23 protein-coding genes, 4 tRNA genes and 1 rRNA gene are annotated in these 24,376 nt (G+C 56.8%); all 28 read left to right on the top strand.

Annotation, left to right across the window (positions count from 1 at the left end):
* Positions 1-90: 90 nt before the first annotated feature.
* The 28 genes from rrf to rplV all read left to right on the top strand — a co-directional run bounded on the left by rrf (position 91) and on the right by rplV (position 24,375).
* Positions 91-206 (top strand): 5S ribosomal RNA (gene rrf, locus KHO53_RS07860).
* Positions 207-363: 157 nt separating this feature from the next.
* Positions 364-1,323 (top strand): bifunctional biotin--[acetyl-CoA-carboxylase] ligase/biotin operon repressor BirA, encoded by a 960-nt coding sequence (gene birA, locus KHO53_RS07855; protein ID WP_010220288.1) that lies wholly within the window; start codon positions 364-366, stop codon positions 1,321-1,323.
* The gene (locus KHO53_RS07850) at positions 1,313-2,059 is read left to right on the top strand and encodes a pantothenate kinase (RefSeq protein WP_010220289.1); all 747 of its coding nucleotides are present in this window, start codon (positions 1,313-1,315) and stop codon (positions 2,057-2,059) included. The genes birA and KHO53_RS07850 overlap by 11 nt, the downstream gene beginning before the upstream one ends.
* Positions 2,060-2,066: 7 nt before the next feature.
* Complete coding sequence (locus KHO53_RS07845) at positions 2,067-2,495, top strand: hypothetical protein (protein WP_213570161.1); 429 nt, start codon at positions 2,067-2,069, stop codon at positions 2,493-2,495.
* Between the two features lie 152 nt (positions 2,496-2,647).
* A tRNA-Tyr gene (locus tag KHO53_RS07840) sits at positions 2,648-2,731 on the top strand.
* Positions 2,732-2,755: 24 nt separating this feature from the next.
* Positions 2,756-2,829, top strand: a tRNA-Gly gene (locus KHO53_RS07835).
* Between the two features lie 26 nt (positions 2,830-2,855).
* Positions 2,856-2,931: transfer RNA gene (locus KHO53_RS07830), tRNA-Thr, on the top strand.
* A gap of 85 nt (positions 2,932-3,016) precedes the next feature.
* A complete protein-coding gene (tuf, locus tag KHO53_RS07825) occupies positions 3,017-4,210 on the top strand; it encodes an elongation factor Tu (RefSeq protein ID WP_010220292.1) in 1,194 nt (397 codons plus the stop codon).
* A gap of 53 nt (positions 4,211-4,263) precedes the next feature.
* Positions 4,264-4,339, top strand: a tRNA-Trp gene (locus KHO53_RS07820).
* 45 nt (positions 4,340-4,384) lie between these two features.
* Positions 4,385-4,753, top strand: a complete 369-nt coding sequence (gene secE / locus KHO53_RS07815; RefSeq protein WP_010220293.1) for a preprotein translocase subunit SecE — start codon at positions 4,385-4,387, stop codon at positions 4,751-4,753.
* A 9-nt stretch (positions 4,754-4,762) separates the two neighbouring features.
* Positions 4,763-5,296, top strand: a complete 534-nt coding sequence (gene nusG, locus KHO53_RS07810; protein ID WP_010220294.1) for a transcription termination/antitermination protein NusG — start codon at positions 4,763-4,765, stop codon at positions 5,294-5,296.
* A 119-nt stretch (positions 5,297-5,415) separates the two neighbouring features.
* Positions 5,416-5,847: a 50S ribosomal protein L11 gene (gene rplK, locus KHO53_RS07805; RefSeq protein ID WP_010220295.1), complete on the top strand. Its 432-nt coding sequence runs from the start codon at positions 5,416-5,418 to the stop codon at positions 5,845-5,847.
* Positions 5,847-6,542, top strand: a complete 696-nt coding sequence (rplA, locus tag KHO53_RS07800) for a 50S ribosomal protein L1 (protein WP_010220296.1) — start codon at positions 5,847-5,849, stop codon at positions 6,540-6,542. Before rplK ends, rplA begins: the two co-directional genes overlap by 1 nt.
* Positions 6,543-6,742: 200 nt before the next feature.
* Positions 6,743-7,243 (top strand): 50S ribosomal protein L10, encoded by a 501-nt coding sequence (gene rplJ, locus KHO53_RS07795; protein ID WP_010220297.1) that lies wholly within the window; start codon positions 6,743-6,745, stop codon positions 7,241-7,243.
* 78 nt (positions 7,244-7,321) lie between these two features.
* Complete coding sequence (rplL, locus tag KHO53_RS07790) at positions 7,322-7,687, top strand: 50S ribosomal protein L7/L12 (RefSeq protein ID WP_007957596.1); 366 nt, start codon at positions 7,322-7,324, stop codon at positions 7,685-7,687.
* Between the two features lie 219 nt (positions 7,688-7,906).
* Positions 7,907-11,980 (top strand): DNA-directed RNA polymerase subunit beta, encoded by a 4,074-nt coding sequence (gene rpoB, locus KHO53_RS07785; RefSeq protein WP_010220300.1) that lies wholly within the window; start codon positions 7,907-7,909, stop codon positions 11,978-11,980.
* 64 nt (positions 11,981-12,044) lie between these two features.
* Entirely contained in the window at positions 12,045-16,244 is a 4,200-nt protein-coding gene (rpoC, locus tag KHO53_RS07780) for a DNA-directed RNA polymerase subunit beta' (RefSeq protein WP_010220301.1), read from the top strand.
* 210 nt (positions 16,245-16,454) lie between these two features.
* Positions 16,455-16,826, top strand: coding sequence for a 30S ribosomal protein S12 (gene rpsL / locus KHO53_RS07775; protein ID WP_003186084.1), 372 nt, complete (start codon positions 16,455-16,457; stop codon positions 16,824-16,826).
* Between the two features lie 120 nt (positions 16,827-16,946).
* Positions 16,947-17,417, top strand: a complete 471-nt coding sequence (gene rpsG, locus KHO53_RS07770; protein WP_008089143.1) for a 30S ribosomal protein S7 — start codon at positions 16,947-16,949, stop codon at positions 17,415-17,417.
* 30 nt (positions 17,418-17,447) lie between these two features.
* The gene (fusA, locus tag KHO53_RS07765) at positions 17,448-19,595 is read left to right on the top strand and encodes an elongation factor G (RefSeq protein ID WP_010220302.1); all 2,148 of its coding nucleotides are present in this window, start codon (positions 17,448-17,450) and stop codon (positions 19,593-19,595) included.
* Between the two features lie 30 nt (positions 19,596-19,625).
* A complete protein-coding gene (tuf, locus tag KHO53_RS07760; RefSeq protein ID WP_010220303.1) occupies positions 19,626-20,819 on the top strand; it encodes an elongation factor Tu in 1,194 nt (397 codons plus the stop codon).
* A gap of 142 nt (positions 20,820-20,961) precedes the next feature.
* Complete coding sequence (gene rpsJ, locus KHO53_RS07755) at positions 20,962-21,273, top strand: 30S ribosomal protein S10 (protein WP_003186070.1); 312 nt, start codon at positions 20,962-20,964, stop codon at positions 21,271-21,273.
* An 80-nt stretch (positions 21,274-21,353) separates the two neighbouring features.
* On the top strand, positions 21,354-21,989 hold the full coding sequence (gene rplC, locus KHO53_RS07750; RefSeq protein WP_010220304.1) for a 50S ribosomal protein L3: 636 nt from the start codon (positions 21,354-21,356) through the stop codon (positions 21,987-21,989).
* Between the two features lie 12 nt (positions 21,990-22,001).
* Positions 22,002-22,604 (top strand): 50S ribosomal protein L4, encoded by a 603-nt coding sequence (gene rplD / locus KHO53_RS07745; RefSeq protein WP_010220305.1) that lies wholly within the window; start codon positions 22,002-22,004, stop codon positions 22,602-22,604.
* Positions 22,601-22,900: a 50S ribosomal protein L23 gene (gene rplW, locus KHO53_RS07740; protein ID WP_010220306.1), complete on the top strand. Its 300-nt coding sequence runs from the start codon at positions 22,601-22,603 to the stop codon at positions 22,898-22,900. The genes rplD and rplW overlap by 4 nt, the downstream gene beginning before the upstream one ends.
* 14 nt (positions 22,901-22,914) lie before the next feature.
* Positions 22,915-23,739 carry a 50S ribosomal protein L2 gene (gene rplB, locus KHO53_RS07735; RefSeq protein WP_010220307.1) on the top strand — a complete coding sequence of 275 codons (825 nt, stop codon included), beginning with the start codon at positions 22,915-22,917 and terminating at the stop codon, positions 23,737-23,739.
* A gap of 16 nt (positions 23,740-23,755) precedes the next feature.
* Positions 23,756-24,031 (top strand): 30S ribosomal protein S19, encoded by a 276-nt coding sequence (rpsS, locus tag KHO53_RS07730; RefSeq protein ID WP_002555486.1) that lies wholly within the window; start codon positions 23,756-23,758, stop codon positions 24,029-24,031.
* Between the two features lie 11 nt (positions 24,032-24,042).
* On the top strand, positions 24,043-24,375 hold the full coding sequence (gene rplV, locus KHO53_RS07725; RefSeq protein ID WP_003103908.1) for a 50S ribosomal protein L22: 333 nt from the start codon (positions 24,043-24,045) through the stop codon (positions 24,373-24,375).
* The last annotated feature ends 1 nt before the right edge of the window (position 24,376 follow it).

The raw sequence follows: 24,376 nt of genomic DNA, 5'->3' as shown, positions 1-24,376 counted from the left end.
GACTGCAAAGCCGAGAATTTGTAACTCACAAAACATCACATACCCGATTCGCTGGAGTGTCTTAAACAAGACCTTCTGGCAACAGAATTTCTTGACGACCATAGAGCATTGGAACCACCTGATCCCATCCCGAACTCAGCAGTGAAACGATGCATCGCCGATGGTAGTGTGGGGTTTCCCCATGTGAGAGTAGGTCATCGTCAAGATTAAATTCCGAAACCCCTATCTGCGTATGCAGGTAGGGGTTTTGTCTTTCTGACATTTTCCTCTGTGCGCTCCTACTGCCGCTCCCGCAACTCAGTTTTCTATGCAATCCCCACCTGCATGGCTATCATGCCCTCCTCATTGTGAGTCGAGATTGGCATGCTGAAGTTGTTGAAGCTCCTCAAGGATGGCCGGTTCCATTCCGGGCAAGACCTGGGCGCAGCCTTGGGCGTCAGTCGCGCCGCTGTCTGGAAGCAATTGCAGCTTCTTGAGGCTGAGTTGAACCTGCCCATTCATAAAGTCCGTGGCCGCGGCTATCAGTTGGCCACGCCGTTGTCGTTGCTGGAAGAGTCGGCAATAGCCGAGCTTTTCCAAGGCGAACAGTGGCCAGTGTTGATATTCGAATCCATCGACTCGACCAACGCCCAGGCCCTGCGCTCGATCAGCGAAGGCCAGGCTGCGCCGTTCCTGGTGCTGGCTGAGCGTCAGGCGGCCGGGCGTGGCCGGCGTGGCCGGCAGTGGGTCAGCCCATTCGCGGAAAACCTCTATTACAGCCTGGTGCTACGTATTGAAGGCGGCATGCGCCAGCTGGAAGGTTTGAGCCTTGTGGTTGGCCTGGCGGTAATGCGTACGCTGCAGGCCTTTGGTGTTGCCGGTGCGGGACTGAAATGGCCGAATGATGTTCTGGTAAACAATCAGAAAATCGCTGGCATCCTCCTGGAACTGGTCGGAGATCCCGCGGATGTCTGTCACGTAGTGCTGGGGATTGGTATCAACGTCAACATGCAGGTCAACGAGCAGATCGATCAGCTATGGACGTCTGTGCGTCGTGAGACAGGGGTGGCAGTCGATCGTAATAAACTGGTGGCTGCGCTCAGTCAGAACCTGCAGCAGGATCTGCAGCGCCATCGGCAATCCGGTTTCGCCGCGTTCCAGGCTGAATGGGAACAATCCCATCTGTGGCAGGGGGCTGCGGTGTCCTTGATTGCCGGCGTCAACCGGATTGACGGAATTGTTCTAGGCATTGACCGGCAAGGGGCGCTGCGCCTCGAGGTTGATGGTGTTGAGAAGAGCTTTAGCGGTGGTGAGCTCAGTTTGAGGTTGCGTGATGATTCTTGAGCTCGATTGTGGCAACAGCTTTATCAAGTGGCGGGTAATCCATGCTGCACAGGGTGCTGTGGTTGCCGGCGGCATAGTGGACTCCGATCAGGCCCTGGTAGCGGCTGTCATGGCGCTCCCTGAGGCGCCCAAGCGTTGCCGCCTGGTCAGTGTCAGAAGTGAAGAGGAGACCGCCGGTCTTTCGGCGCTGCTCGCTCAGCACTTTGGCCTGAATGTTGTGGTGGCGCAGCCGGCCAAAGAGGTCTGTGGTGTGCGTAATGGCTACGAAGACTACCAGCGCCTTGGTCTGGATCGCTGGCTAGCGCTTCTGGGGGGCTATCACCTAGCGGGCGGCGCTTGCCTGGTCATGGATTTTGGTACGGCGGCCAAGGCCGACTTCGTATCTGCCGACGGCGAGCATCTGGGTGGCTTCATTTGCCCGGGCATGCCGTTGATGCGCAGTCAGCTGCGTACCCACACTCGGCGCATCCGCTATGACGATGCTTCGGCTGAACGGGCATTGTCGAGCCTGGCGCCTGGGCGTTCTACTGTCGAGGCGGTGGAGCGTGGTTGCGTGCATATGCTGCAGGGCTTTGTTCGCTCGCAGCTCGAATACGCTCAGGGACTGTGGGGTGATGATTTCACTGTGCTGCTAACTGGGGGCGATGCGCTCCTGGTGCAGGAGGCCGCGCCACAGGCCCGGGTGGTGCCGGACCTGGTGTTCGTTGGTCTGGCCATGGCTTGTCCCCTGGATTGAGGTGCCTATGCGTTGGTTGTTTCTGTTGTTGGTGGTGCTCAACGTCTTTTATTACGTCTGGCACCAGCAGGAAGCGCCGTTGAAGGCCAAGGAAGTGGCTCCGTTGTCGCTCTACAAGGGAAATCAGCAGGGAATTCGCCTGCTGAGCGAGTCCACCAGTGGTAAGACCGCCCCGGAGCGCGGCCAGGAGTGCCTCTACGTGGGCGGGGTGGCAGCTCAGGAGCAGCTCAAGGCATTGCGTCAGCGTCTGTTGAGCCTGGATATTGCTGCTGTTCCGGTTACTGGTCGCCTCGGTGACAGTACGGGGTTGTGGCTGCAGGTCGCGCCCCAGAGCCAGCGTTTGCTGGACCAAGCCCTGCTCACGACTCTTTCCCATGATTTCAAAGGCTTAAAACATAAAATAATGTTGTGCGAGGGTATTGCAACTGGCGAATAGCTTGATAGAATGGCGCCCGCTTCACAGGGAACACCACTCAGGTGGTAGAGCTGGAGGCGGTGTCAAAGCAGCTAAGTTTCAGATTTGATTGAAAAAATTTGAAAAAACGCTTGACACTAGATCGGTATCTACATAGAATGCCGGCCAAATTTGGAGGGATTCCCGAGCGGTCAAAGGGGACGGACTGTAAATCCGTTGCGAGAGCTTCGAAGGTTCGAATCCTTCTCCCTCCACCAGTTTTAGCGAGAGCCGCAAGCTCCGCGGGTATAGTTTAGTGGTAGAACCTCAGCCTTCCAAGCTGATGATGCGGGTTCGATTCCCGCTACCCGCTCCAGGTTTGCTGTTGTTGCACAGTGTTACGCTCTTGTAGCTCAGTTGGTAGAGCACACCCTTGGTAAGGGTGAGGTCAGCGGTTCAAATCCGCTCAAGAGCTCCATATAACAAGGCAGATATGAAAATATCTGCCTTTGTTTTAATGGTCTGTTTGATCTGCTTATTACTTCTACCGGGGGACAGTCTCGATGGCTAAGGAAAAGTTCGAACGTAACAAGCCGCACGTAAACGTTGGCACCATCGGTCACGTTGACCATGGCAAGACTACGTTGACTGCCGCGCTGACTCGCGTTTGCTCCGAAGTTTTCGGTTCGGCCAAGGTCGACTTCGACAAGATCGATAGCGCCCCGGAAGAGAAGGCTCGTGGTATTACCATTAATACCGCGCACGTTGAGTATGATTCGAACATTCGTCACTATGCTCACGTTGACTGCCCTGGTCACGCTGACTATGTGAAGAACATGATTACCGGTGCCGCCCAGATGGATGGCGCGATCCTGGTTTGCTCGGCCGCTGATGGTCCGATGCCGCAAACCCGTGAGCATATCCTGCTGTCCCGCCAGGTTGGCGTTCCCTACATCGTGGTCTTCCTGAACAAGGCTGACCTGGTAGATGACGCCGAGCTGCTGGAGCTGGTCGAGATGGAAGTTCGCGACCTGCTGAGCACCTATGACTTCCCTGGCGACGACACTCCGATCATCATTGGTTCGGCGCGTATGGCCCTGGAAGGCAAAGACGACAACGAAATGGGTACCACCGCTGTCAAAAAGCTGGTTGAGACTCTGGATAGCTACATCCCAGAGCCTGAGCGCGCTATCGACAAGCCGTTCCTGATGCCGATCGAAGACGTATTCTCGATCTCGGGTCGTGGCACCGTTGTTACTGGTCGTATCGAGCGTGGTGTTGTTAACGTTCAGGATCCGCTGGAAATCGTCGGTCTGCGTGATACTCAAACCACTACCTGTACTGGTGTTGAGATGTTCCGCAAGCTGCTCGATCAGGGTCGTGCTGGCGAGAACTGTGGCGTGCTGCTGCGTGGCACCAAGCGTGACGACGTCGAGCGTGGTCAGGTCCTGGTCAAGCCGGGTTCGGTCAAGCCGCACACCAAGTTCACTGCAGAAGTTTACGTTCTGAGCAAAGAAGAAGGCGGTCGTCACACTCCGTTCTTCAAAGGCTACCGTCCGCAGTTCTACTTCCGTACGACTGACGTTACCGGTAACTGCGAATTGCCAGAAGGCGTCGAAATGGTAATGCCGGGCGATAACGTTCAAATGACCGTTACCCTGATCAAAACCATTGCGATGGAAGATGGCCTGCGTTTCGCCATTCGTGAAGGCGGTCGTACCGTCGGCGCTGGTGTCGTAGCTAAAGTTATCGAATAAGTAGTTGATTTCTCTCGATCAGGCCGGCATAATGGTCGGCCTGATAAGCTTTTAGGTCAGTAGCTCAATTGGCAGAGCGACGGTCTCCAAAACCGTAGGTTGGGGGTTCGATTCCCTCCTGACCTGCCAGATTCACCTCGTGTGTCTGGCTTTCTTTTCACAGGATTTTCCTAGATGACTCCCAAGGCTGAAGCCCAAGACTCTCGTTTTGATCTGCTCAAGTGGCTGGCTGTTGTCGCTTTGGTAGTCGTTGGTGTTGTGGGTAATCACTATTACTCCGCCTCGCCGGTTCTGTACCGCGTACTCGCACTTCTTGTCTTTGCTGCTGTAGCTGGCTTCGTTGCCCTGCAGACCGCCAAAGGCAAGTCGTTCTTTGCGCTGGCAAAGGAAGCTCGCACCGAGATTCGTAAAGTCGTATGGCCAACCCGCCAAGAAACCACGCAGACCACACTCATCGTAGTGGCGGTTGTCCTGGTGATGGCGTTGCTGCTGTGGGGTCTCGACTCCCTGCTCGGTTGGTTGATTTCCTTGATTGTTGGCTAAGGGTGTCCCGTGGCTAAGCGTTGGTACGTTGTGCATGCTTACTCGGGTTACGAGAAGCATGTCATGCGCTCGCTGATCGAGCGCGTAAAGCTGGCTGGCATGGAAGATGGCTTCGGCGAAATTCTGGTCCCCACTGAAGAAGTGGTTGAGATGCGCAATGGCCAGAAGCGCAAAAGCGAGCGTAAGTTCTTCCCAGGTTATGTGCTGGTCCAGATGGACATGAACGAAGGGACTTGGCACTTGGTCAAGGATACCCCTCGCGTCATGGGCTTCATCGGTGGTACTGCAGACAAGCCTGCGCCAATCACCGACAAAGAAGCCGAGGCCATTCTGCGTCGCGTTGCCGATGGCAGCGACAAGCCGAAGCCGAAGACGCTGTTCGAGCCGGGCGAAGTGGTCCGCGTTATCGACGGTCCGTTTGCTGATTTCAACGGTACCGTTGAAGAAGTTAACTACGAGAAGAGCCGGATCCAAGTGGCCGTGCTTATTTTCGGTCGCTCTACCCCGGTAGAGCTCGAGTTCAGCCAGGTCGAGAAGGTCTAGCCGAACAAAGCATCCCATACCCCGCAGCCCTATGTGCTGCGGGGTTTTGTCGTCACTGGGATAAAACGCAAGTCATCCGGGGAGCCTTCTGGCGTTCGTACCCGATATTGGAGTAGCTCATGGCTAAGAAGATTCAGGCTTACATCAAGCTGCAAGTAAAGGCCGGCCAGGCCAACCCAAGCCCACCCGTTGGTCCAGCACTGGGTCAACACGGTGTGAACATCATGGAATTCTGCAAGGCCTTCAACGCCCGTACTCAGGGTCAAGAAGCCGGCCTGCCGACTCCTGTGATCATCACTGTTTACAGTGACCGCAGCTTCACCTTCGAAACCAAAAGCACCCCTGCTTCGGTTCTGCTGAAGAAAGCAGCTGGCCTGACCAGCGGTTCTGCACGTCCGAACACCGTTAAAGTCGGTACTGTGACCCGTGCTCAGCTGGAAGAGATCGCAAAAACCAAAAATGCTGATCTGACCGCTGCTGACATGGATGCGGCCGTGCGTACCATCGCCGGTTCCGCTCGCAGCATGGGCCTCAACGTGGAGGGTGTGTAATGGCTAAGCTGACCAAGCGCCAAAAAGCCATTGCTTCGAAAATCGAAGCAGGCAAAGTCTACAACTTCGAAGAAGCAGCAGTACTGCTGGCCGAACTGTCCACCGTGAAGTTCAGCGAATCCTTCGACGTTGCTGTCAACCTCGGTGTTGACCCACGTAAATCCGACCAGGTCGTTCGTAGCGCTACCGTGCTGCCACACGGCACTGGCAAGACCGTACGTGTAGCTGTCTTCACCCAGGGTCCTGCTGCTGAAGCCGCTCTGGCTGCTGGCGCTGACCGCGTTGGTATGGACGATCTGGCTGCCGAAATGAAAGGCGGCGACCTGAACTATGACGTCGTTATTGCTTCCCCGGACGCAATGCGTGTTGTAGGTCAGCTGGGTCAGGTTCTGGGTCCTCGCGGCCTGATGCCTAACCCGAAAGTCGGTACCGTAACTCCAGACGTAGCCACCGCGGTTAAGAACGCCAAGGCTGGTCAGGTTCGTTATCGCACCGACAAAAACGGCATCATCCACACCTCCGTTGGCAAAGTCGGCTTTGAAGCTGGCAAGCTGAAGGAAAACGTTGAAGCCCTGATCGCTGATCTGAAGCGTATCAAGCCAGCTTCCTCGAAAGGTATCTACGTCAAGCGCGTTACCCTGAGCACCACCATGGGCCCAGGTCTGGTCATCGACCAGAGCTCGCTGAGCGCGTAAGACAAAGCCCGGTGCGAGCGATCGCGCCAGGTTGAAAAAATTGGGGTCCCTGCCTGGCGGGGGCTATCCAAGACCGTAGGCGGCGCAAGCCTTAAACCTCAAGCCTACGCAGATGGTGCTCCCGGTTCCTTACCGAATCAGACACCAAAACGACATCCGGCTTCGGCCAGATGAAACGGTAACAAGCAGGAGTTAAACCCGTGGCAATTAAACTCGAAGACAAGAAGGCCATCGTCGCTGAAGTCAACGAGGCTGCCAAAGTCGCTCTGTCCGCTGTCGTGGCTGATGCCCGTGGTGTGACTGTAGGCGCAATGACCGGACTCCGTAAAGAGGCTCGTGAAGCTGGCGTATACGTACGTGTCGTACGTAACACCCTGCTCAAGCGCGCTGTTGCTGACACTGAATTCAGTGTCCTCAACGACGCCTTCACCGGCCCGACCCTGATCGCTTTCTCCAACGAACACCCGGGCGCTGCTGCTCGTCTGTTCAAAGAGTTCGCCAAGGGTCAGGACAAGTTCGAGATCAAGGCAGCTGCGTTTGATGGCAAGTTCCTTGCCGCTAACCAGATCGACGTGTTGGCTACCCTGCCGACCCGCGACGAGGCCATTGCGAAGCTGATGAGCGTGATCCAAGGCGCTACCAGCAAGCTGGCTCGTACCCTGGCAGCCGTTCGCGACCAGAAAGAAGCTGCTGCTGCCTAAGGCACCGCAAGCCCTTTCAAAATCATATGTTTAATTTGATGGCTGCGTAAGCTGTCACCCCAATACAGGATTCAAGTCATGTCTCTGACTAACGAACAAATCATCGAAGCAATCGGCCAGAAAACCGTTCTGGAAGTTGTTGAGCTGATCAAAGCAATGGAAGAAACCTTCGGTGTTACCGCTGCTGTTGCCGCTGCTGGCCCAGCTGCTGCCGCTGCCGTTGTTGAAGAACAAACCGAATTCAACGTTGTTCTGGTTGAAGCCGGCGAGAAGAAAGTCAACGTGATCAAGGCCGTTCGTGAACTGACCGGTCTGGGCCTGAAAGAAGCCAAAGAGAAAGTTGACGGCGCTCCTCAGGTTGTCGCTGAAGGCGTTTCGAAAGAAGCCGCTGAAGACGCCAAGAAGAAGCTGGAAGAAGCAGGCGCTAAAGTCGAACTCAAGTAATTTCGACTTTGCGACTCCAGCCCGAGCGCTAAGCAAACGGCTGATGGCTGGTGGCTCTTGCCACCGGCCTTTTTCCGTTATTGGCAGCTGACCAGGTCGGCGCCGATAACGAGCTGCAACCGCCAATGATGGTGGCGCAAACCAAGGGGTTTGCACGATTTTCTGGCTGCTCCCGTCGGGAGAAGCCAAACAAGCAGGTGACCAAGCTGGGGAACGCTGATGGCTTACTCATACACTGAGAAAAAACGTATCCGCAAGGACTTTAGCAAGTTGCCGGACGTCATGGATGTGCCTTACCTCCTGGCCATCCAGCTGGATTCGTATCGTGAATTCTTGCAAGCGGGAGCGACCAAAGATCAGTTCCGCGACGTGGGCCTGCATGCGGCCTTCAAATCGGTTTTCCCGATCATCAGCTACTCCGGCAATGCTGCCCTGGAGTACGTTGGCTATCGTCTGGGCGAACCGGCTTTTGATGTCAAAGAATGCGTACTGCGTGGCGTGACCTACGCGGTTCCGCTGCGGGTAAAAGTCCGCCTGATCATTTTCGACAAAGAATCGTCGAACAAAGCGATCAAGGACATCAAAGAGCAAGAAGTCTACATGGGTGAAATCCCCCTGATGACTGAAAACGGTACCTTCGTAATCAACGGTACCGAGCGTGTTATCGTTTCCCAGCTGCACCGTTCGCCGGGCGTGTTCTTCGATCACGACCGCGGCAAGACGCACAGCTCTGGCAAACTGCTGTACTCGGCGCGGATCATTCCTTACCGCGGCTCGTGGCTGGACTTCGAATTCGATCCGAAAGACTGTGTATTCGTCCGTATCGACCGTCGTCGCAAGCTGCCTGCATCGGTTCTGCTGCGCGCCCTGGGCTACAGCACTGAAGAAGTGCTGGACGCTTTCTACACCACCAACGTCTTCCACGTGTCGGGCGAGAAGCTCAGCCTGGAGCTGGTGCCTCAGCGCCTGCGTGGTGAAGTTGCGGTCATGGACATCCACGACGAAACCGGCAAGGTCATCGTCGAGCAAGGTCGTCGTATCACCGCTCGCCACATCAACCAGCTGGAAAAAGCTGGCGTCAAGCAGTTGGACGTGCCGCTGGAATACGTCCTGGGCCGCACTACCGCCAAGGCGATCGTGCACCCGGCTACCGGCGAGATCCTGGCTGAGTGCAACACCGAGCTGAGCACCGACGTCCTGGTGAAAATCGCCAAGGCCCAGGTTGTTCGCATCGAGACCCTGTACACCAACGACATTGACTGCGGTCCGTTCATCTCGGATACCCTGAAGATCGACTCCACCAGCAACCAACTGGAAGCGCTGGTCGAGATCTATCGCATGATGCGTCCTGGCGAGCCGCCAACCAAGGATGCCGCCGAGACCCTGTTCAACAACCTGTTCTTCAGCGCCGAGCGTTACGACCTGTCGGCCGTTGGCCGCATGAAGTTCAACCGTCGTATCGGTCGCACCGAGATCGAAGGTTCGGGCGTGCTGAGCAAGGAAGATATCGTCGAGGTCCTCAAGACCCTGGTCGACATCCGTAACGGCAAAGGCATCGTCGATGACATCGACCACCTGGGTAACCGTCGCGTCCGTTGTGTTGGCGAGATGGCCGAAAACCAGTTCCGCGTTGGCCTGGTGCGTGTAGAGCGCGCGGTCAAAGAGCGTCTGTCGATGGCTGAAAGCGAAGGCCTGATGCCTCAGGACCTGATCAACGCCAAGCCGGTTGCGGCGGCGGTGAAAGAGTTCTTCGGCTCCAGCCAGCTCTCGCAGTTCATGGACCAGAACAACCCGCTGTCCGAGATCACCCACAAGCGTCGTGTCTCCGCACTCGGCCCTGGTGGTCTGACCCGTGAGCGCGCAGGCTTCGAAGTCCGTGACGTACACCCGACCCACTACGGCCGTGTGTGCCCGATCGAGACCCCTGAAGGTCCGAACATCGGTCTGATCAACTCCCTGGCTGCGTACGCTCGCACCAACCAGTACGGCTTCCTGGAAAGCCCGTACCGCGTGGTGAAAGAGGGCGTGGTTACCGACGACATCGTGTTCCTGTCGGCGATCGAAGAAGCTGATCACGTCATCGCCCAGGCTTCGGCCACGATGAACGAGAAGAAGCACCTGATCGACGAGCTGGTAGCTGTTCGTCACCTGAACGAATTCACCGTCAAGGCGCCGGAAGACGTCACCCTGATGGACGTTTCGCCCAAGCAGGTAGTTTCGGTCGCAGCGTCGCTGATTCCGTTCCTCGAGCACGACGACGCCAACCGTGCGTTGATGGGTTCGAACATGCAGCGTCAGGCTGTACCAACCCTGCGTGCCGACAAGCCGCTGGTCGGTACCGGCATGGAGCGCAACGTTGCCCGTGACTCCGGCGTTTGCGTCGTAGCTCGTCGTGGTGGCGTGATCGACTCCGTCGATGCCAGCCGTATCGTGGTTCGTGTTGCCGATGACGAAGTTGAAACCGGTGAAGCCGGTGTCGACATCTACAACCTGACCAAATACACCCGTTCGAACCAGAACACCTGCATCAACCAGCGTCCGCTGGTGAACAAGGGTGACGCGGTTCAGCGTGGCGACATCATGGCCGACGGCCCGTCCACCGACATGGGTGAGCTGGCACTGGGTCAGAACATGCGCATCGCGTTCATGGCATGGAACGGCTTCAACTTCGAAGACTCCATCTGCCTGTCCGAGCGTGTGGTTCAGGAAGACCGCTTCACCACGATCCACATCCAGGAACTGACCTGTGTGGCCCGTGACACCAAGCTTGGCCCAGAGGAAATCACCGCGGATATCCCGAACGTCGGTGAAGCTGCGCTGAACAAGCTGGACGAAGCCGGTATCGTTTATGTGGGTGCTGAAGTTGGCGCCGGCGACATCCTGGTCGGCAAGGTCACGCCAAAAGGCGAAACCCAGCTGACGCCGGAAGAAAAACTGCTGCGTGCGATCTTCGGTGAGAAGGCCAGCGACGTTAAAGACACCTCCCTGCGCGTGCCTACCGGCACCAAAGGTACCGTCATCGACGTACAGGTCTTCACCCGTGATGGCGTCGAGCGCGATAGCCGTGCGCTGTCCATCGAGAAGATGCAGCTGGACGAGATCCGCAAGGACCTCAACGAAGAGTTCCGCATCGTCGAAGGCGCAACCTTCGAGCGTCTGCGTTCGGCTCTGAACGGTCAGGTTGTCGACGGTGGTGCAGGCCTGAAAAAAGGCACTGTGATCACCAACGAAGTCCTCGACGGTCTGGAGCACGGCCAGTGGTTCAAACTGCGCATGGCCGAAGACGCGCTGAACGAGCAGCTCGAGAAGGCCCAGGCCTACATCGTTGATCGTCGCCGTCTGCTGGACGACAAGTTCGAAGACAAGAAACGCAAGCTGCAGCAGGGTGATGACCTGGCACCGGGCGTACTGAAGATCGTCAAGGTCTACCTGGCAATCCGTCGTCGCATCCAGCCGGGCGACAAGATGGCCGGTCGTCACGGTAACAAAGGTGTGGTCTCGGTGATCATGCCGGTCGAAGACATGCCGCACGACGCCAACGGTACTCCGGTCGACGTGGTACTCAACCCACTGGGTGTACCATCGCGTATGAACGTTGGTCAGATCCTCGAAACCCACCTGGGCCTGGCGGCCAAGGGTCTGGGCGAGAAGATCAACCGCATGCTCGAAGAGCAGCGCAAGGTCATCGAGCTGCGCAAGTTCCTCACCGAGATCTACAACGAAATCGGTGGTCGTCAGGAGCAACTGGAGACCTTCTCCGACCAGGAAATCCTGGACCTGGCGAACAACCTCAAAGGCGGTGTGCCAATGGCCACTCCAGTCTTCGACGGTGCCAAGGAAAGCGAGATCAAGGCCATGCTGAAACTGGCAGATATGCCAGAAAGCGGTCAGATGCAGCTGTTCGACGGTCGTACTGGTAACAAGTTCGAGCGTCATGTGACCGTTGGTTACATGTACATGCTCAAGCTGAACCACTTGGTGGACGACAAGATGCACGCGCGTTCCACTGGTTCTTACAGCCTGGTTACCCAGCAGCCGCTGGGTGGTAAGGCGCAGTTCGGTGGTCAGCGTTTCGGGGAGATGGAAGTGTGGGCGCTGGAAGCATACGGCGCGGCATACACCCTGCAAGAAATGCTCACAGTGAAGTCGGACGATGTGAACGGTCGGACCAAGATGTACAAAAACATCGTGGACGGCGATCACCGTATGGAGCCGGGCATGCCCGAGTCCTTCAACGTGTTGATCAAAGAGATCCGTTCGCTCGGTATCGATATCGATCTGGAAACCGAATAACACGTGACGCGAATCGGGAGCGTGGCTGAAAAGCCCGCTCCCTGCTCCGCCAGGAGGAAAGGCCTTGAAAGACCTACTGAATTTGCTGAAAAACCAGGGTCAAGTCGAAGAGTTCGACGCCATCCGTATCGGATTGGCCTCGCCTGAGATGATCCGTTCGTGGTCGTTCGGTGAAGTTAAAAAGCCGGAAACCATCAACTACCGTACGTTCAAACCTGAGCGTGACGGCCTGTTCTGCGCCAAGATTTTTGGCCCAGTCAAGGACTACGAGTGCCTGTGCGGTAAGTACAAGCGCCTGAAACACCGCGGTGTGATCTGCGAGAAGTGCGGCGTTGAAGTCGCCCTGGCCAAGGTGCGTCGTGAGCGCATGGCGCACATCGAACTGGCTTCGCCGGTTGCCCACATCTGGTTCCTGAAGTCGCTGCCGTCCCGTATCGGCTTGCTGATGGACATGACCCTGCGTGATATCGAACGCGTTCTCTACTTCGAGAGCTATGTCGTTATCGACCCGGGCATGACCACCCTGGAAAAAGGCCAGCTGCTCAACGACGAGCAGTACTTCGAAGCGCTGGAAGAGTTCGGCGATGACTTCGACGCCCGCATGGGTGCCGAGGCTGTCCGCGAGCTGCTGCACGCTATCGACCTGGAGCACGAGATTGGTCGCCTGCGCGAAGAGATTCCGCAGACCAACTCGGAAACCAAGATCAAGAAGCTGTCCAAGCGTCTGAAACTGATGGAAGCCTTCCAGGGCTCGGGCAACCTGCCTGAGTGGATGGTCCTGACCGTTCTGCCGGTTCTGCCGCCAGACCTGCGTCCATTGGTTCCGCTGGATGGCGGTCGCTTCGCGACTTCCGACCTGAACGACCTGTATCGTCGGGTGATCAACCGTAACAACCGTCTGAAGCGCCTGCTCGACCTGTCCGCGCCGGACATCATCGTGCGCAACGAAAAGCGCATGCTGCAGGAAGCGGTCGACGCCTTGCTGGATAACGGCCGTCGCGGTCGTGCCATCACCGGTTCGAACAAGCGTCCTCTGAAATCCCTGGCCGACATGATCAAGGGTAAGCAAGGTCGTTTCCGTCAGAACTTGCTCGGTAAGCGTGTTGACTACTCCGGCCGTTCGGTAATTACCGTAGGTCCGACCCTGCGTCTGCACCAGTGCGGTCTGCCGAAGAAGATGGCTCTCGAGCTGTTCAAGCCGTTCATTTTCGGCAAGCTGGAAATGCGTGGTCTGGCGACCACCATCAAGGCCGCCAAGAAGATGGTCGAGCGCGAGCTGCCAGAGGTTTGGGACGTTCTCGCCGAAGTGATTCGCGAACACCCCGTACTGCTCAACCGTGCACCGACCCTTCACCGTCTGGGTATCCAGGCCTTTGAACCGGTACTGATCGAAGGTAAGGCTATCCAGCTGCACCCGCTGGTCTGTGCTGCGTACAACGCCGACTTCGACGGTGACCAGATGGCCGTTCACGTGCCGCTGACGCTGGAAGCCCAGCTTGAAGCACGCGCGCTGATGATGTCGACCAACAACATTCTGTCGCCAGCCAACGGTGAGCCAATCATCGTTCCGTCGCAGGACGTTGTACTGGGTCTGTACTACATGACCCGTGAAGCCATCAACGCCAAGGGCGAAGGTCGCGTATTCGCCGACCTGCAGGAAGTCGACCGCGTATTCCGCGCCGGCGAAGCTGCCCTGCACGCCAAGATCAAGGTTCGTATCAACGAAACCGTTAACGATCGTGATGGCGGCAGCGTCAAGAACACCCGTATCGTCGACACCACTGTCGGCCGTGCGCTGCTGTTCCAGGTTGTACCACCAGGTCTGTCGTACGACGTGGTCAACCAGCCAATGAAGAAAAAGGCGATCTCCAAGCTGATCAACCAGTGCTACCGCGTGGTTGGTCTGAAAGAGACCGTGATCTTCGCTGACCAGCTGATGTACACCGGTTTTGCCTACTCGACCATCTCCGGCGTTTCCATCGGTGTTAACGACTTCGTTATCCCGGATGAAAAAGCCCGCATCATCGGTACCGCTACCGACGAAGTGAAAGAGATCGAGAGCCAGTACGCCTCCGGCCTGGTAACCCAGGGCGAGAAGTACAACAAAGTCATCGACTTGTGGTCCAAGGCGAACGACGAAGTCTCCAAGGCGATGATGGCCAACCTCTCGAAAGAGAAAGTCATCGACCGCAATGGCGACGAAGTCGAGCAAGAGTCCTTCAACTCGATGTACATGATGGCTGACTCCGGTGCCCGGGGTTCGGCAGCTCAGATTCGTCAGCTGGCCGGTATGCGTGGTCTGATGGCCAAACCGGACGGCTCGATCATCGAGACGCCGATCACCGCGAACTTCCGTGAAGGTCTGAGCGTACTCCAGTACTTCATCTCGACTCACGGTGCTCGTAAGGGTCTGGCGGATACCGCGTTGAAAACCGCGAACTCCGGTTACCTGACTCGTCGTCTGGTAGACGTAGCCCAGGATCTGGTGGTTACCGAGATCGACTGCGGCACCGAGCAAGGCCTGCTGATGACGCCGCACATTGAAGGCGGCGACGTTGTAGAGCCTCTGGGTGAGCGTGTACTGGGTCGTGTTATCGCCCGTGACGTGTTCAAGCCAGGCACCGACGACGTTATCGTTCCGGCCGGTACCCTGGTCGACGAGAAGTGGGTCGAGTTCATCGAGCTGAACAGCATCGACGAAGTGATCGTGCGTTCGCCAATCAGCTGCGAAACCCGCTACGGCATCTGCGCCAAGTGCTACGGTCGCGACCTGGCTCGCGGTCACCAGGTGAACATCGGTGAAGCAGTCGGCGTTATCGCTGCCCAGTCGATCGGTGAGCCGGGTACCCAGCTGACCATGCGTACGTTCCACATCGGTGGTGCTGCAAGCCGGACCTCGGCTGCCGACAGCGTCCAGGTGAAGAACGGCGGTATGGTTCGCCTGCACAACCTGAAACAGGTTGAGCGTGCCGACGGTAACCTGGTTGCCGTATCGCGTTCCGGTGAGTTGGCGATTGCCGACGAATTCGGTCGTGAGCGTGAGCGCTACAAGCTGCCTTACGGTGCAGTGATTTCGGTGAAGGAAGGCGACAAGGTCGACGCTGGCGCAATCGTCGCCAAGTGGGACCCGCACACCCACCCGATCGTTACCGAAATGAAAGGTACCGTGACCTTCGTGGGCATGGAAGAAGGCATCACCATCAAGCGTCAGACTGACGAATTGACTGGTTTGACCAACATTGAAGTTCTGGACGTCAAAGACCGTCCGGCTGCAGGTAAGGAAATCCGTCCTGCAATCAAGATGGTCGACGCCAACGGCAAGGATCTGCTGCTGCCAGGTACCGACGTACCGGCTCAGTACTTCCTGCCGGCCAACGCCCTGGTTGGTGTGGCTGACGGTGCCCAGATCGGCGTCGGTGACGTTATCGCGCGTATCCCGCAAGAAACGTCGAAGACCCGTGACATCACCGGTGGTCTGCCACGGGTTGCCGACTTGTTCGAAGCCCGTCGTCCGAAAGAAGCCTCGATTCTGGCTGAAGTCAGCGGCACCATCGCCTTCGGTAAAGAGACCAAGGGCAAGCGCCGTCTGGTCATCACCCCGAACGACGGTAGCGATCCGTACGAAGAGCTGATTCCGAAGTGGCGTCACCTGAACGTCTTCGAAGGCGAACAAGTGAACCGCGGCGAAGTTATCTCCGACGGTCCGAGCGATCCGCACGACATCCTGCGTCTGCTGGGTGTCAGCGCGCTGGCCAAGTACATCGTCAACGAGATTCAGGACGTTTACCGTCTGCAAGGCGTTAAGATCAACGACAAGCACATCGAAACCATCCTGCGTCAGATGCTGCGCAAGGTCGAGATTGCCGAGTCGGGTGACTCCAGCTTCATCAAGGGCGACCAGATGGAGCTGACCCAGGTACTGGTAGAGAACGAGCGCCTTGGCGCGGAAGACAAGTTTGTCTCCAAGTTCACTCGCGTACTGCTGGGTATCACCAAGGCCTCGCTGTCCACCGAATCGTTCATCTCGGCGGCTTCCTTCCAGGAAACCACCCGCGTACTGACCGAAGCGGCGGTAACCGGCAAGCGCGATTACCTGCGCGGCCTGAAAGAAAACGTGGTCGTGGGTCGTCTGATCCCGGCCGGTACCGGTCTGGCCTACCACAGCGAGCGCAAGCGTCGCCGTGATGCCGACAAGCCGCTGCGCGTAAGTGCCAGTGAGGTGGAAGCCGCACTGACCGAAGCGCTGAATTCCAGCGGTAACTGAAAGTAGGATAGGGCCCCGGCAAACCTGTTTTGGCCATCGGCGACATAATTTGTTGCCGATGATCGGAAGGGGAGGGCCGGGGCCTTGTCTTGACTGGGGGCAAGATCCTCTTTAGACTCTTGTACCCCTAAATTTGGTGGGACTCCGTCCTGCCAATTTTTGCTTTTCTTGCAAGACAATAGCGTCGCAAGACAACAGTGGAGCTAGTAGATGGCAACTATCAACCAGCTGGTACGTCAGCCGCGTAAGCGTATCGTCGAGAAATCCGACGTTCCTGCGCTGCAGAACTGCCCGCAACGTCGTGGCGTGTGCACCCGTGTGTACACCACCACGCCGAAAAAACCTAACTCGGCACTGCGTAAAGTTTGCCGTGTGCGTCTGACCAACGGTTTCGAGGTTTCCTCGTACATCGGTGGTGAAGGCCACAACCTGCAAGAGCACAGCGTCGTCCTGATCCGTGGCGGCCGTGTAAAAGACTTGCCAGGTGTTCGTTACCACACCGTTCGCGGCTCCCTGGATACCTCCGGCGTCAAAGGTCGTAACCAAGGTCGTTCGAAGTACGGTACCAAGCGTCCGAAGTAATCGGCCGTTTGCAGCAGTTTGCAGTTATTCATTTTATTGAGTCGATAAGAGTAAGGTCGGGCACGCACCCTTAGGGGGCACTGTCCCGGGCTAACCTGAAGACCGTTTGAGGGCTTATCAATGCCAAGACGTCGTGTAGCAGCCAAGCGTGAGATTCTGGACGATCCAAAATACGGAAGCCAGATCCTCGCCAAGTTCATGAACCACGTGATGGAAAGCGGCAAGAAGGCCGTTGCCGAGCGTATCGTTTACGGTGCGCTGGACAAGGTCAAAGAACGCAAGAACAGCGATCCCCTGGAAATCTTCGAGAAAGCTCTCGACGCCATCGCTCCGCTGGTCGAAGTTAAGTCGCGCCGTGTTGGCGGTGCCACTTACCAGGTTCCTGTTGAAGTTCGTCCATCCCGTCGTAACGCCCTGGCAATGCGCTGGTTGGTAGACTACGCCCGCAAGCGTGGCGAGAAGTCCATGGCTCTGCGCCTGGCCGGCGAGCTGCTGGATGCTGCTGAAGGCAAAGGTGCTGCAGTCAAGAAGCGTGAAGACGTACACCGTATGGCCGAAGCCAACAAAGCGTTCTCGCACTACCGCTTCTAATTCTGGCATCACTATTTTTGCGAGGGCTCTATGGCTCGTACTACACCAATCAACCGCTACCGTAACATCGGTATTTGCGCGCACGTTGACGCGGGCAAAACTACCACTACCGAGCGGATCCTGTTCTACACAGGCCTGAGCCACAAGATGGGCGAGGTGCATGACGGCGCCGCGACCACCGACTGGATGGTGCAGGAGCAGGAGCGGGGTATTACCATTACCTCCGCTGCTGTCACCACCTTCTGGCAGGGTTCCCGTGGCCAGTACGACAACTACCGCGTAAACGTCATCGATACCCCCGGCCACGTTGACTTCACCATTGAAGTAGAACGTTCGCTGCGCGTACTCGACGGCGCGGTCGTTGTTTTCTGCGGCACCTCCGGCGTTGAGCCACAGTCCGAAACCGTATGGCGTCAAGCCAACAAGTACGGCGTTCCACGTGTTGTTTACGTGAACAAGATGGACCGTGCCGGTGCCAACTTCCTGCGCGTCGTAGGTCAGATCAAGAACCGTCTGGGTCACACCCCGGTTCCTGTTCAGCTGGCTATCGGTTCGGAAGATAACTTCCAGGGTCAGGTCGACCTGATCAAGATGAAGGCTATCTACTGGAACGAAGACGACAAAGGCACTACCTACCGTGAGGAAGAGATTCCTGCGGACATGCTCGAGCTGGCCGAAGAATGGCGCGCGAACATGGTAGAAGCTGCTGCCGAAGCCAACGAAGAGCTGATGAACAAGTACCTTGAAGAAGGTGAGCTGTCGGTCGAAGAAATCAAAGCCGGTCTGCGTGCGCGCACCCTGGCCAGCGAGATCGTTCCGGCTGTCTGCGGTTCTTCGTTCAAGAACAAGGGCGTTCCCCTGGTTCTCGACGCCGTCATCGACTTCCTGCCTGCTCCGACCGAAATCCCGGCGATCAAGGGTATCCACCCTGATCTGATCGAGAAGCCGAAAGACGAGCTGGTTGACGCCGACTACGACGAGCGTCATGCAGACGACAACGAGCCGTTCTCGGCTCTGGCGTTCAAGATTGCCACCGACCCGTTCGTGGGTACTCTGACCTTCGTCCGCGTTTACTCGGGTATGCTGCAGTCCGGCGACTCCGTGATCAACTCGGTCAAGGGCAAGAAAGAACGCGTTGGTCGTATGGTGCAGATGCACGCCAACCAGCGTGAAGAAATCAAAGAAGTACTGGCAGGCGACATCGCTGCTCTGATCGGCATGAAGGACGTCACCACTGGTGACACCCTGTGCAACGCCGACAAGCCGATCATCCTCGAGCGTATGGACTTCCCGGAGCCTGTGATTTCGGTAGCTGTTGAGCCGAAGACCAAGCAAGACCAGGAGAAGATGGGTATCGCACTGGGCAAACTGGCTCAGGAAGACCCGTCGTTCCGCGTCAAAACCGACGAAGAAACCGGCCAGACCATCATCTCCGGTATGGGTGAGCTTCACCTGGACATCCTCGTTGACCGCATGAAGCGCGAGTTCAACGTCGAAGCCAACATTGGTAAGCCACAGGTTTCGTACCGCGAGCAGATCACCAAGGACAACGTCGAGATCGAAGGTAAGTTCGTTCGTCAGTCCGGTGGTCGCGGTCAGTTCGGTCACTGCTGGATTCGCTTCTCGCAGCCATCAGTGGACGCCCAGGGCAACATCACCGAAGGCCTGGAATTCACCAACGAGGTTGTAGGTGGTGTGGTTCCTAAGGAATACATCCCGGCGATCCAGAAGGGTATCGAAGAGCAGATGAAGAACGGCATCGTTGCCGGCTATCCGCTGATCGGCCTGAAGGCAACCGTGTTTGATGGTTCCTACCACGACGTCGACTCCAACGAGATGGCGTTCAAGGTGGCGGCCTCCATGGCGACCAAGCAACTCGCAGCCAAAGGCGGCGGTAAAGTGCTTGAGCCGATCATGAAGGTAGAAGTTGTGACCCCTGAGGACTACATGGGTGACGTGATGGGTGACCTGAACCGTCGTCGTGGTCTGATCCAGGGTATGGAAGATTCGGTGTCCGGCAAGGTTGTCCGTGCTGAAGTTCCGCTCGGAGAAATGTTCGGTTATGCGACCGACGTTCGTTCCATGTCTCAGGGTCGCGCGAGCTACTCCATGGAATTCTCCAAATACGCCGAAGCTCCGTCGAATATCGTCGAAGCACTCGTTAAAAAACAAGGCTAATCCAGCCCTTTAGGCAAGAGGTTCACTGTCGTGGCTAAAGAAAAATTTGATCGTTCCCTTCCGCACGTCAACGTTGGCACCATCGGTCACGTTGACCACGGTAAAACCACTCTGACCGCAGCTCTGACTCGCGTCTGCTCCGAAGTTTTCGGTTCGGCCGTCGTCGAATTCGACAAGATCGACAGCGCTCCAGAAGAGAAAGCTCGCGGTATCACCATCAACACCGCGCACGTCGAGTACAACTCGAACATTCGTCACTACGCTCACGTTGACTGCCCAGGTCACGCTGACTACGTGAAGAACATGATCACCGGTGCTGCCCAGATGGACGGCGCGATCCTGGTTTGCTCGGCCGCCGATGGTCCGATGCCACAAACCCGTGAGCACATCCTGCTGTCCCGTCAGGTTGGCGTTCCGTACATCGTGGTCTTCCTGAACAAGGCTGACCTGGTAGACGACGCTGAGCTGCTGGAACTGGTCGAGATGGAAGTTCGCGACCTGCTGTCCACCTACGACTTCCCAGGCGACGACACTCCGATCATCATCGGTTCGGCTCGTATGGCCCTGGAAGGCAAAGACGACAACGAAATGGGCACCACCGCTGTCAAGAAGCTGGTTGAGACTCTGGACAGCTACATCCCAGAGCCTGAGCGCGCTATCGACAAGCCGTTCCTGATGCCAATCGAAGACGTATTCTCGATCTCGGGTCGTGGTACCGTTGTTACCGGTCGTATCGAGCGTGGTATCGTCCGCGTTCAAGACGCTCTGGAAATCGTTGGTCTGCGTGACACCACCACCACCACCTGCACCGGTGTTGAGATGTTCCGCAAGCTGCTGGACGAAGGTCGTGCTGGCGAGAACTGCGGCGTGCTGCTGCGCGGCACCAAGCGTGACGACGTTGAGCGTGGCCAGGTTCTGGTCAAGCCAGGTTCGGTCAAGCCGCACACCAAGTTCACCGCAGAAGTTTACGTTCTGAGCAAAGAAGAAGGCGGCCGTCACACTCCGTTCTTCAAAGGCTACCGTCCACAGTTCTACTTCCGTACTACTGACGTGACTGGTAACTGCGAGCTGCCAGAAGGCGTTGAAATGGTAATGCCAGGTGACAACATTCAAATGACTGTTACCCTGATCAAAACCATCGCGATGGAAGACGGTCTGCGTTTCGCTATCCGTGAAGGCGGTCGTACCGTCGGCGCCGGCGTCGTAGCCAAAATCATCGAGTAATCGTTGATCGCTTAAAAAGGCCCCCGCTCAGCGGGGGCTTTTTTATTGGGTTGACACTCGGTGGGGCCCTCTATAGAATCACGCCTCCTTTTAACGGGCGTAGTGCGCCCGGTGGGAATAGCAGCCTGGAGTCTGAAATCCAATGCAAAATCAGCAAATCCGTATCAGGTTGAAGGCTTTTGACCATCGCCTGATCGACCAATCCACCCAGGAAATCGTGGAAACCGCGAAACGTACTGGTGCTCAAGTGCGTGGTCCAATTCCACTGCCTACCCGTAAAGAGCGGTTCACCGTTCTGGTCTCCCCGCACGTCAACAAAGACGCGCGTGACCAGTACGAGATCCGTACTCATAAGCGCGTTCTGGACATCGTCCAGCCAACGGATAAAACCGTTGATGCTCTTATGAAGCTTGATCTTGCGGCCGGTGTGGAAGTGCAGATCAGCCTCGGCTAAGACTCGGTCTTAGTCGTGTAACGCTCTGAAATGGGCGGCCATAGCGGGTGAAAGCCCCGTACACTCATGAGGTTTACAACATGACTATTGGTGTAGTCGGTCGTAAATGCGGTATGACCCGTATTTTCACCGAAGAAGGTGTCTCCATTCCGGTCACGGTCATTGAGATCGAGCCGAATCGCGTCACCCAGTTCAAAACTGAAGAAACCGATGGCTATCGTGCAGTGCAAGTCACTGTCGGTGAGCGTCGCGCTTCGCGCGTGACTGCTGCTCAAGCAGGTCACTTCGCTAAAGCGAACGTTGCCGCGGGTCGCGGTGTCTGGGAATTCCGCCTTGAAGAAGGTGAGTTCCAGGCCGGTGATTCGATCAACGCTGAAATCTTCGCTGCAGGTCAGCTGGTAGACGTTACCGGCCAGTCCAAGGGTAAAGGCTTTGCCGGTACCATCAAGCGTTGGAATTTCCGCGGTCAAGATAACACCCACGGTAACTCCGTCTCCCACCGCGTCCCGGGCTCTATCGGCCAGTGCCAGACTCCTGGTCGTGTATTCAAGGGCAAGAAAATGTCCGGTCACATGGGCGCCGAGCGCGTGACCGTTCAGTCCCTCGAAGTAGTGCGCGTCGACGCTGAACGCAATCTGTTGCTGGTCAAGGGTGCCGTTCCAGGCGCAACTGGCAGCGATCTGGTTGTGCGTCCGGCTGCCAAGGCTCGCGGTTAAGGGGAAGCTGACATGCAACTAAATGTAAATGACGCTCAAGCGATCGAAGTTTCCGAACTGACTTTCGGCGGCGAATTCAACGAGACGCTGGTACACCAAGCAGTCGTGGCCTATATGGCCGGCGGCCGTCAAGGCACCAAGCAGCAGAAAACCCGTTCCGACGTTGCTGGTGGCGGTAAGCGCCCATGGCGTCAGAAAGGCACTGGCCGTGCTCGTGCCGGTACTATCCGTAGCCCAATCTGGCGTGGCGGTGGTACCACTTTCGCAGCTCGTCCTCAGGATCACTCGCAGAAGCTCAACAAGAAGATGTACCGCGCAGCAATGCGTTCCATCCTCGCTGAGCTGGTGCGTACCGACCGTCTGGTCGTGGTTCAGGACTTCGCTGTTGAAGCACCGAAAACCAAAGACCTGCTGAACAAGCTGAACGGCATGGGTCTGAGCGACGTACTGATCGTTTCGGACGCTGTTGATCAGAACCTGTACCTGGCTGCTCGTAACCTGCCGCACGTCGACGTACGTGACGTCCAGGGTTCCGATCCGGTCAGTCTGATCGCATACGACAAAGTGTTGATCACTGTGTCGGCCGTGAAGAAATTCGAGGAGCTGCTGGGATGAACCAGGAACGCGTATTTAAAGTCCTCCTTGGCCCGCATGTTTCCGAGAAGGCTACCGTTCTGGCTGAGAAAAAAGGCCAGTTCGTATTCAAGGTTGCTACTGACGCAACCAAGCTGGAAATCAAGAAAGCTGTCGAAGGCCTGTTCGGCGTAAAAGTCGAAAACGTGTCGACTGTAAACGTTCTGGGTAAAACCAAGCGTACCGCACGTGGTCTGGGCAAGCGCAATGACTGGAAGAAAGCGATCGTTTCGCTTCAGCCAGGCCAAGATCTCGATTTCAGCAGCAGTGCTGAGTAAGGAAGGGGTGCATCATGGCAATCGTTAAATGCAAACCGACTTCCCCTGGCCGCCGTTTCGTGGTCAAGGTGGTCAACAAGGAGCTGCATAAAGGCGCTCCTCACGCACCGCTGCTCGAGAAGAAATCGAAGTCTGGTGGTCGTAACAACAATGGCCGCATCACTACTCGTCACGTAGGTGGTGGTCATAAGCAGCATTACCGTATGGTCGATTTCCGTCGCAACGACAAAGATGGCATCGTCGCCACTGTCGAGCGTATCGAATACGATCCAAACCGTACTGCTCACATCGCACTGCTGTGCTACGCAGACGGCGAGCGCCGCTACATCATCGCCCCTAAAGGCGTTGTTGCTGGCGACCAGCTGATCGCAGGCGCTCTGGCTCCAATCAAGCCAGGCAACTCCCTGCAACTGCGCAACATCCCAGTGGGTAGCACCATTCACGGCATCGAACTGAAGCCGGGCAAAGGTGCACAGATCGCTCGTTCCGCTGGTGCTTCGGCTCAGCTGATCGCTCGCGAAGGTGTCTATGTGACCCTGCGTCTGCGCTCTGGTGAAATGCGTAAAGTCCTGGCTGAATGCCGTGCGACCCTGGGTGAAGTCTCGAACTCCGAGCACAGCCTGCGTTCGCTGGGTAAAGCTGGTGCCAAACGCTGGCGTGGCGTTCGCCCAACCGTTCGTGGTGTTGCCATGAACCCAGTTGACCACCCACATGGTGGTGGTGAAGGTCGTACCTCCGGTGGTCGTCATCCGGTATCGCCATGGGGCTTCCCGACTAAGGGCGCGAAGACTCGTGGTAATAAGCGTACCGACAACATGATCGTCCGTCGTCGCAAGTAAATAGAGGGATACGACAGTGCCACGTTCTCTGAAAAAAGGTCCTTTTATCGATCTTCACCTACTGAAGAAGATCGAAGTGGCGGCGGAAAAGAACGATCGCAAACCAGTTAAGACCTGGTCGCGCCGTTCCATGATCCTGCCACAAATGGTCGGTCTGACCATCGCGGTACACAACGGTCGCCAACACGTCCCCGTTCTCGTGAACGAAGACATGGTCGGCCATAAACTGGGCGAGTTTGCCGGTACCCGCACTTATCGTGGGCACGTGGCTGACAAGAAAGCCAAGCGTTAAGGGGTAAGGAAATGGAAGTAGCCGCTAAGTTGTCGGGCGCTCGAATCTCCGCCCAGAAAGCCCGCTTGGTCGCCGACCAGATCCGCGGGAAGAAGGTGGGCGAAGCGCTCAACCTGTTGGCTTTCAGCAGCAAGAAAGCTGCTGAAATCATGAAGAAAGTCCTCGAGTCGGCCGTAGCCAACGCCGAGCATAACGAAGGCGCAGACGTTGATGACCTGAAGGTCTCCACCGTTTTCGTCAACGAAGGGCGTTCGCTGAAGCGCATCATGCCGCGTGCCAAAGGCCGCGCTGATCGCATCGTCAAGCGGTCTTGCCATATCACTGTCAAGGTTGCGGACAAGTAAC

This window comes from Pseudomonas sp. RC2C2 (assembly GCF_018390435.1).
Taxonomy (GTDB): Bacteria; Pseudomonadota; Gammaproteobacteria; order Pseudomonadales; family Pseudomonadaceae; genus Aquipseudomonas; species Aquipseudomonas donghuensis.
This window is presented reverse-complemented; position numbering and strand designations above follow the sequence as displayed.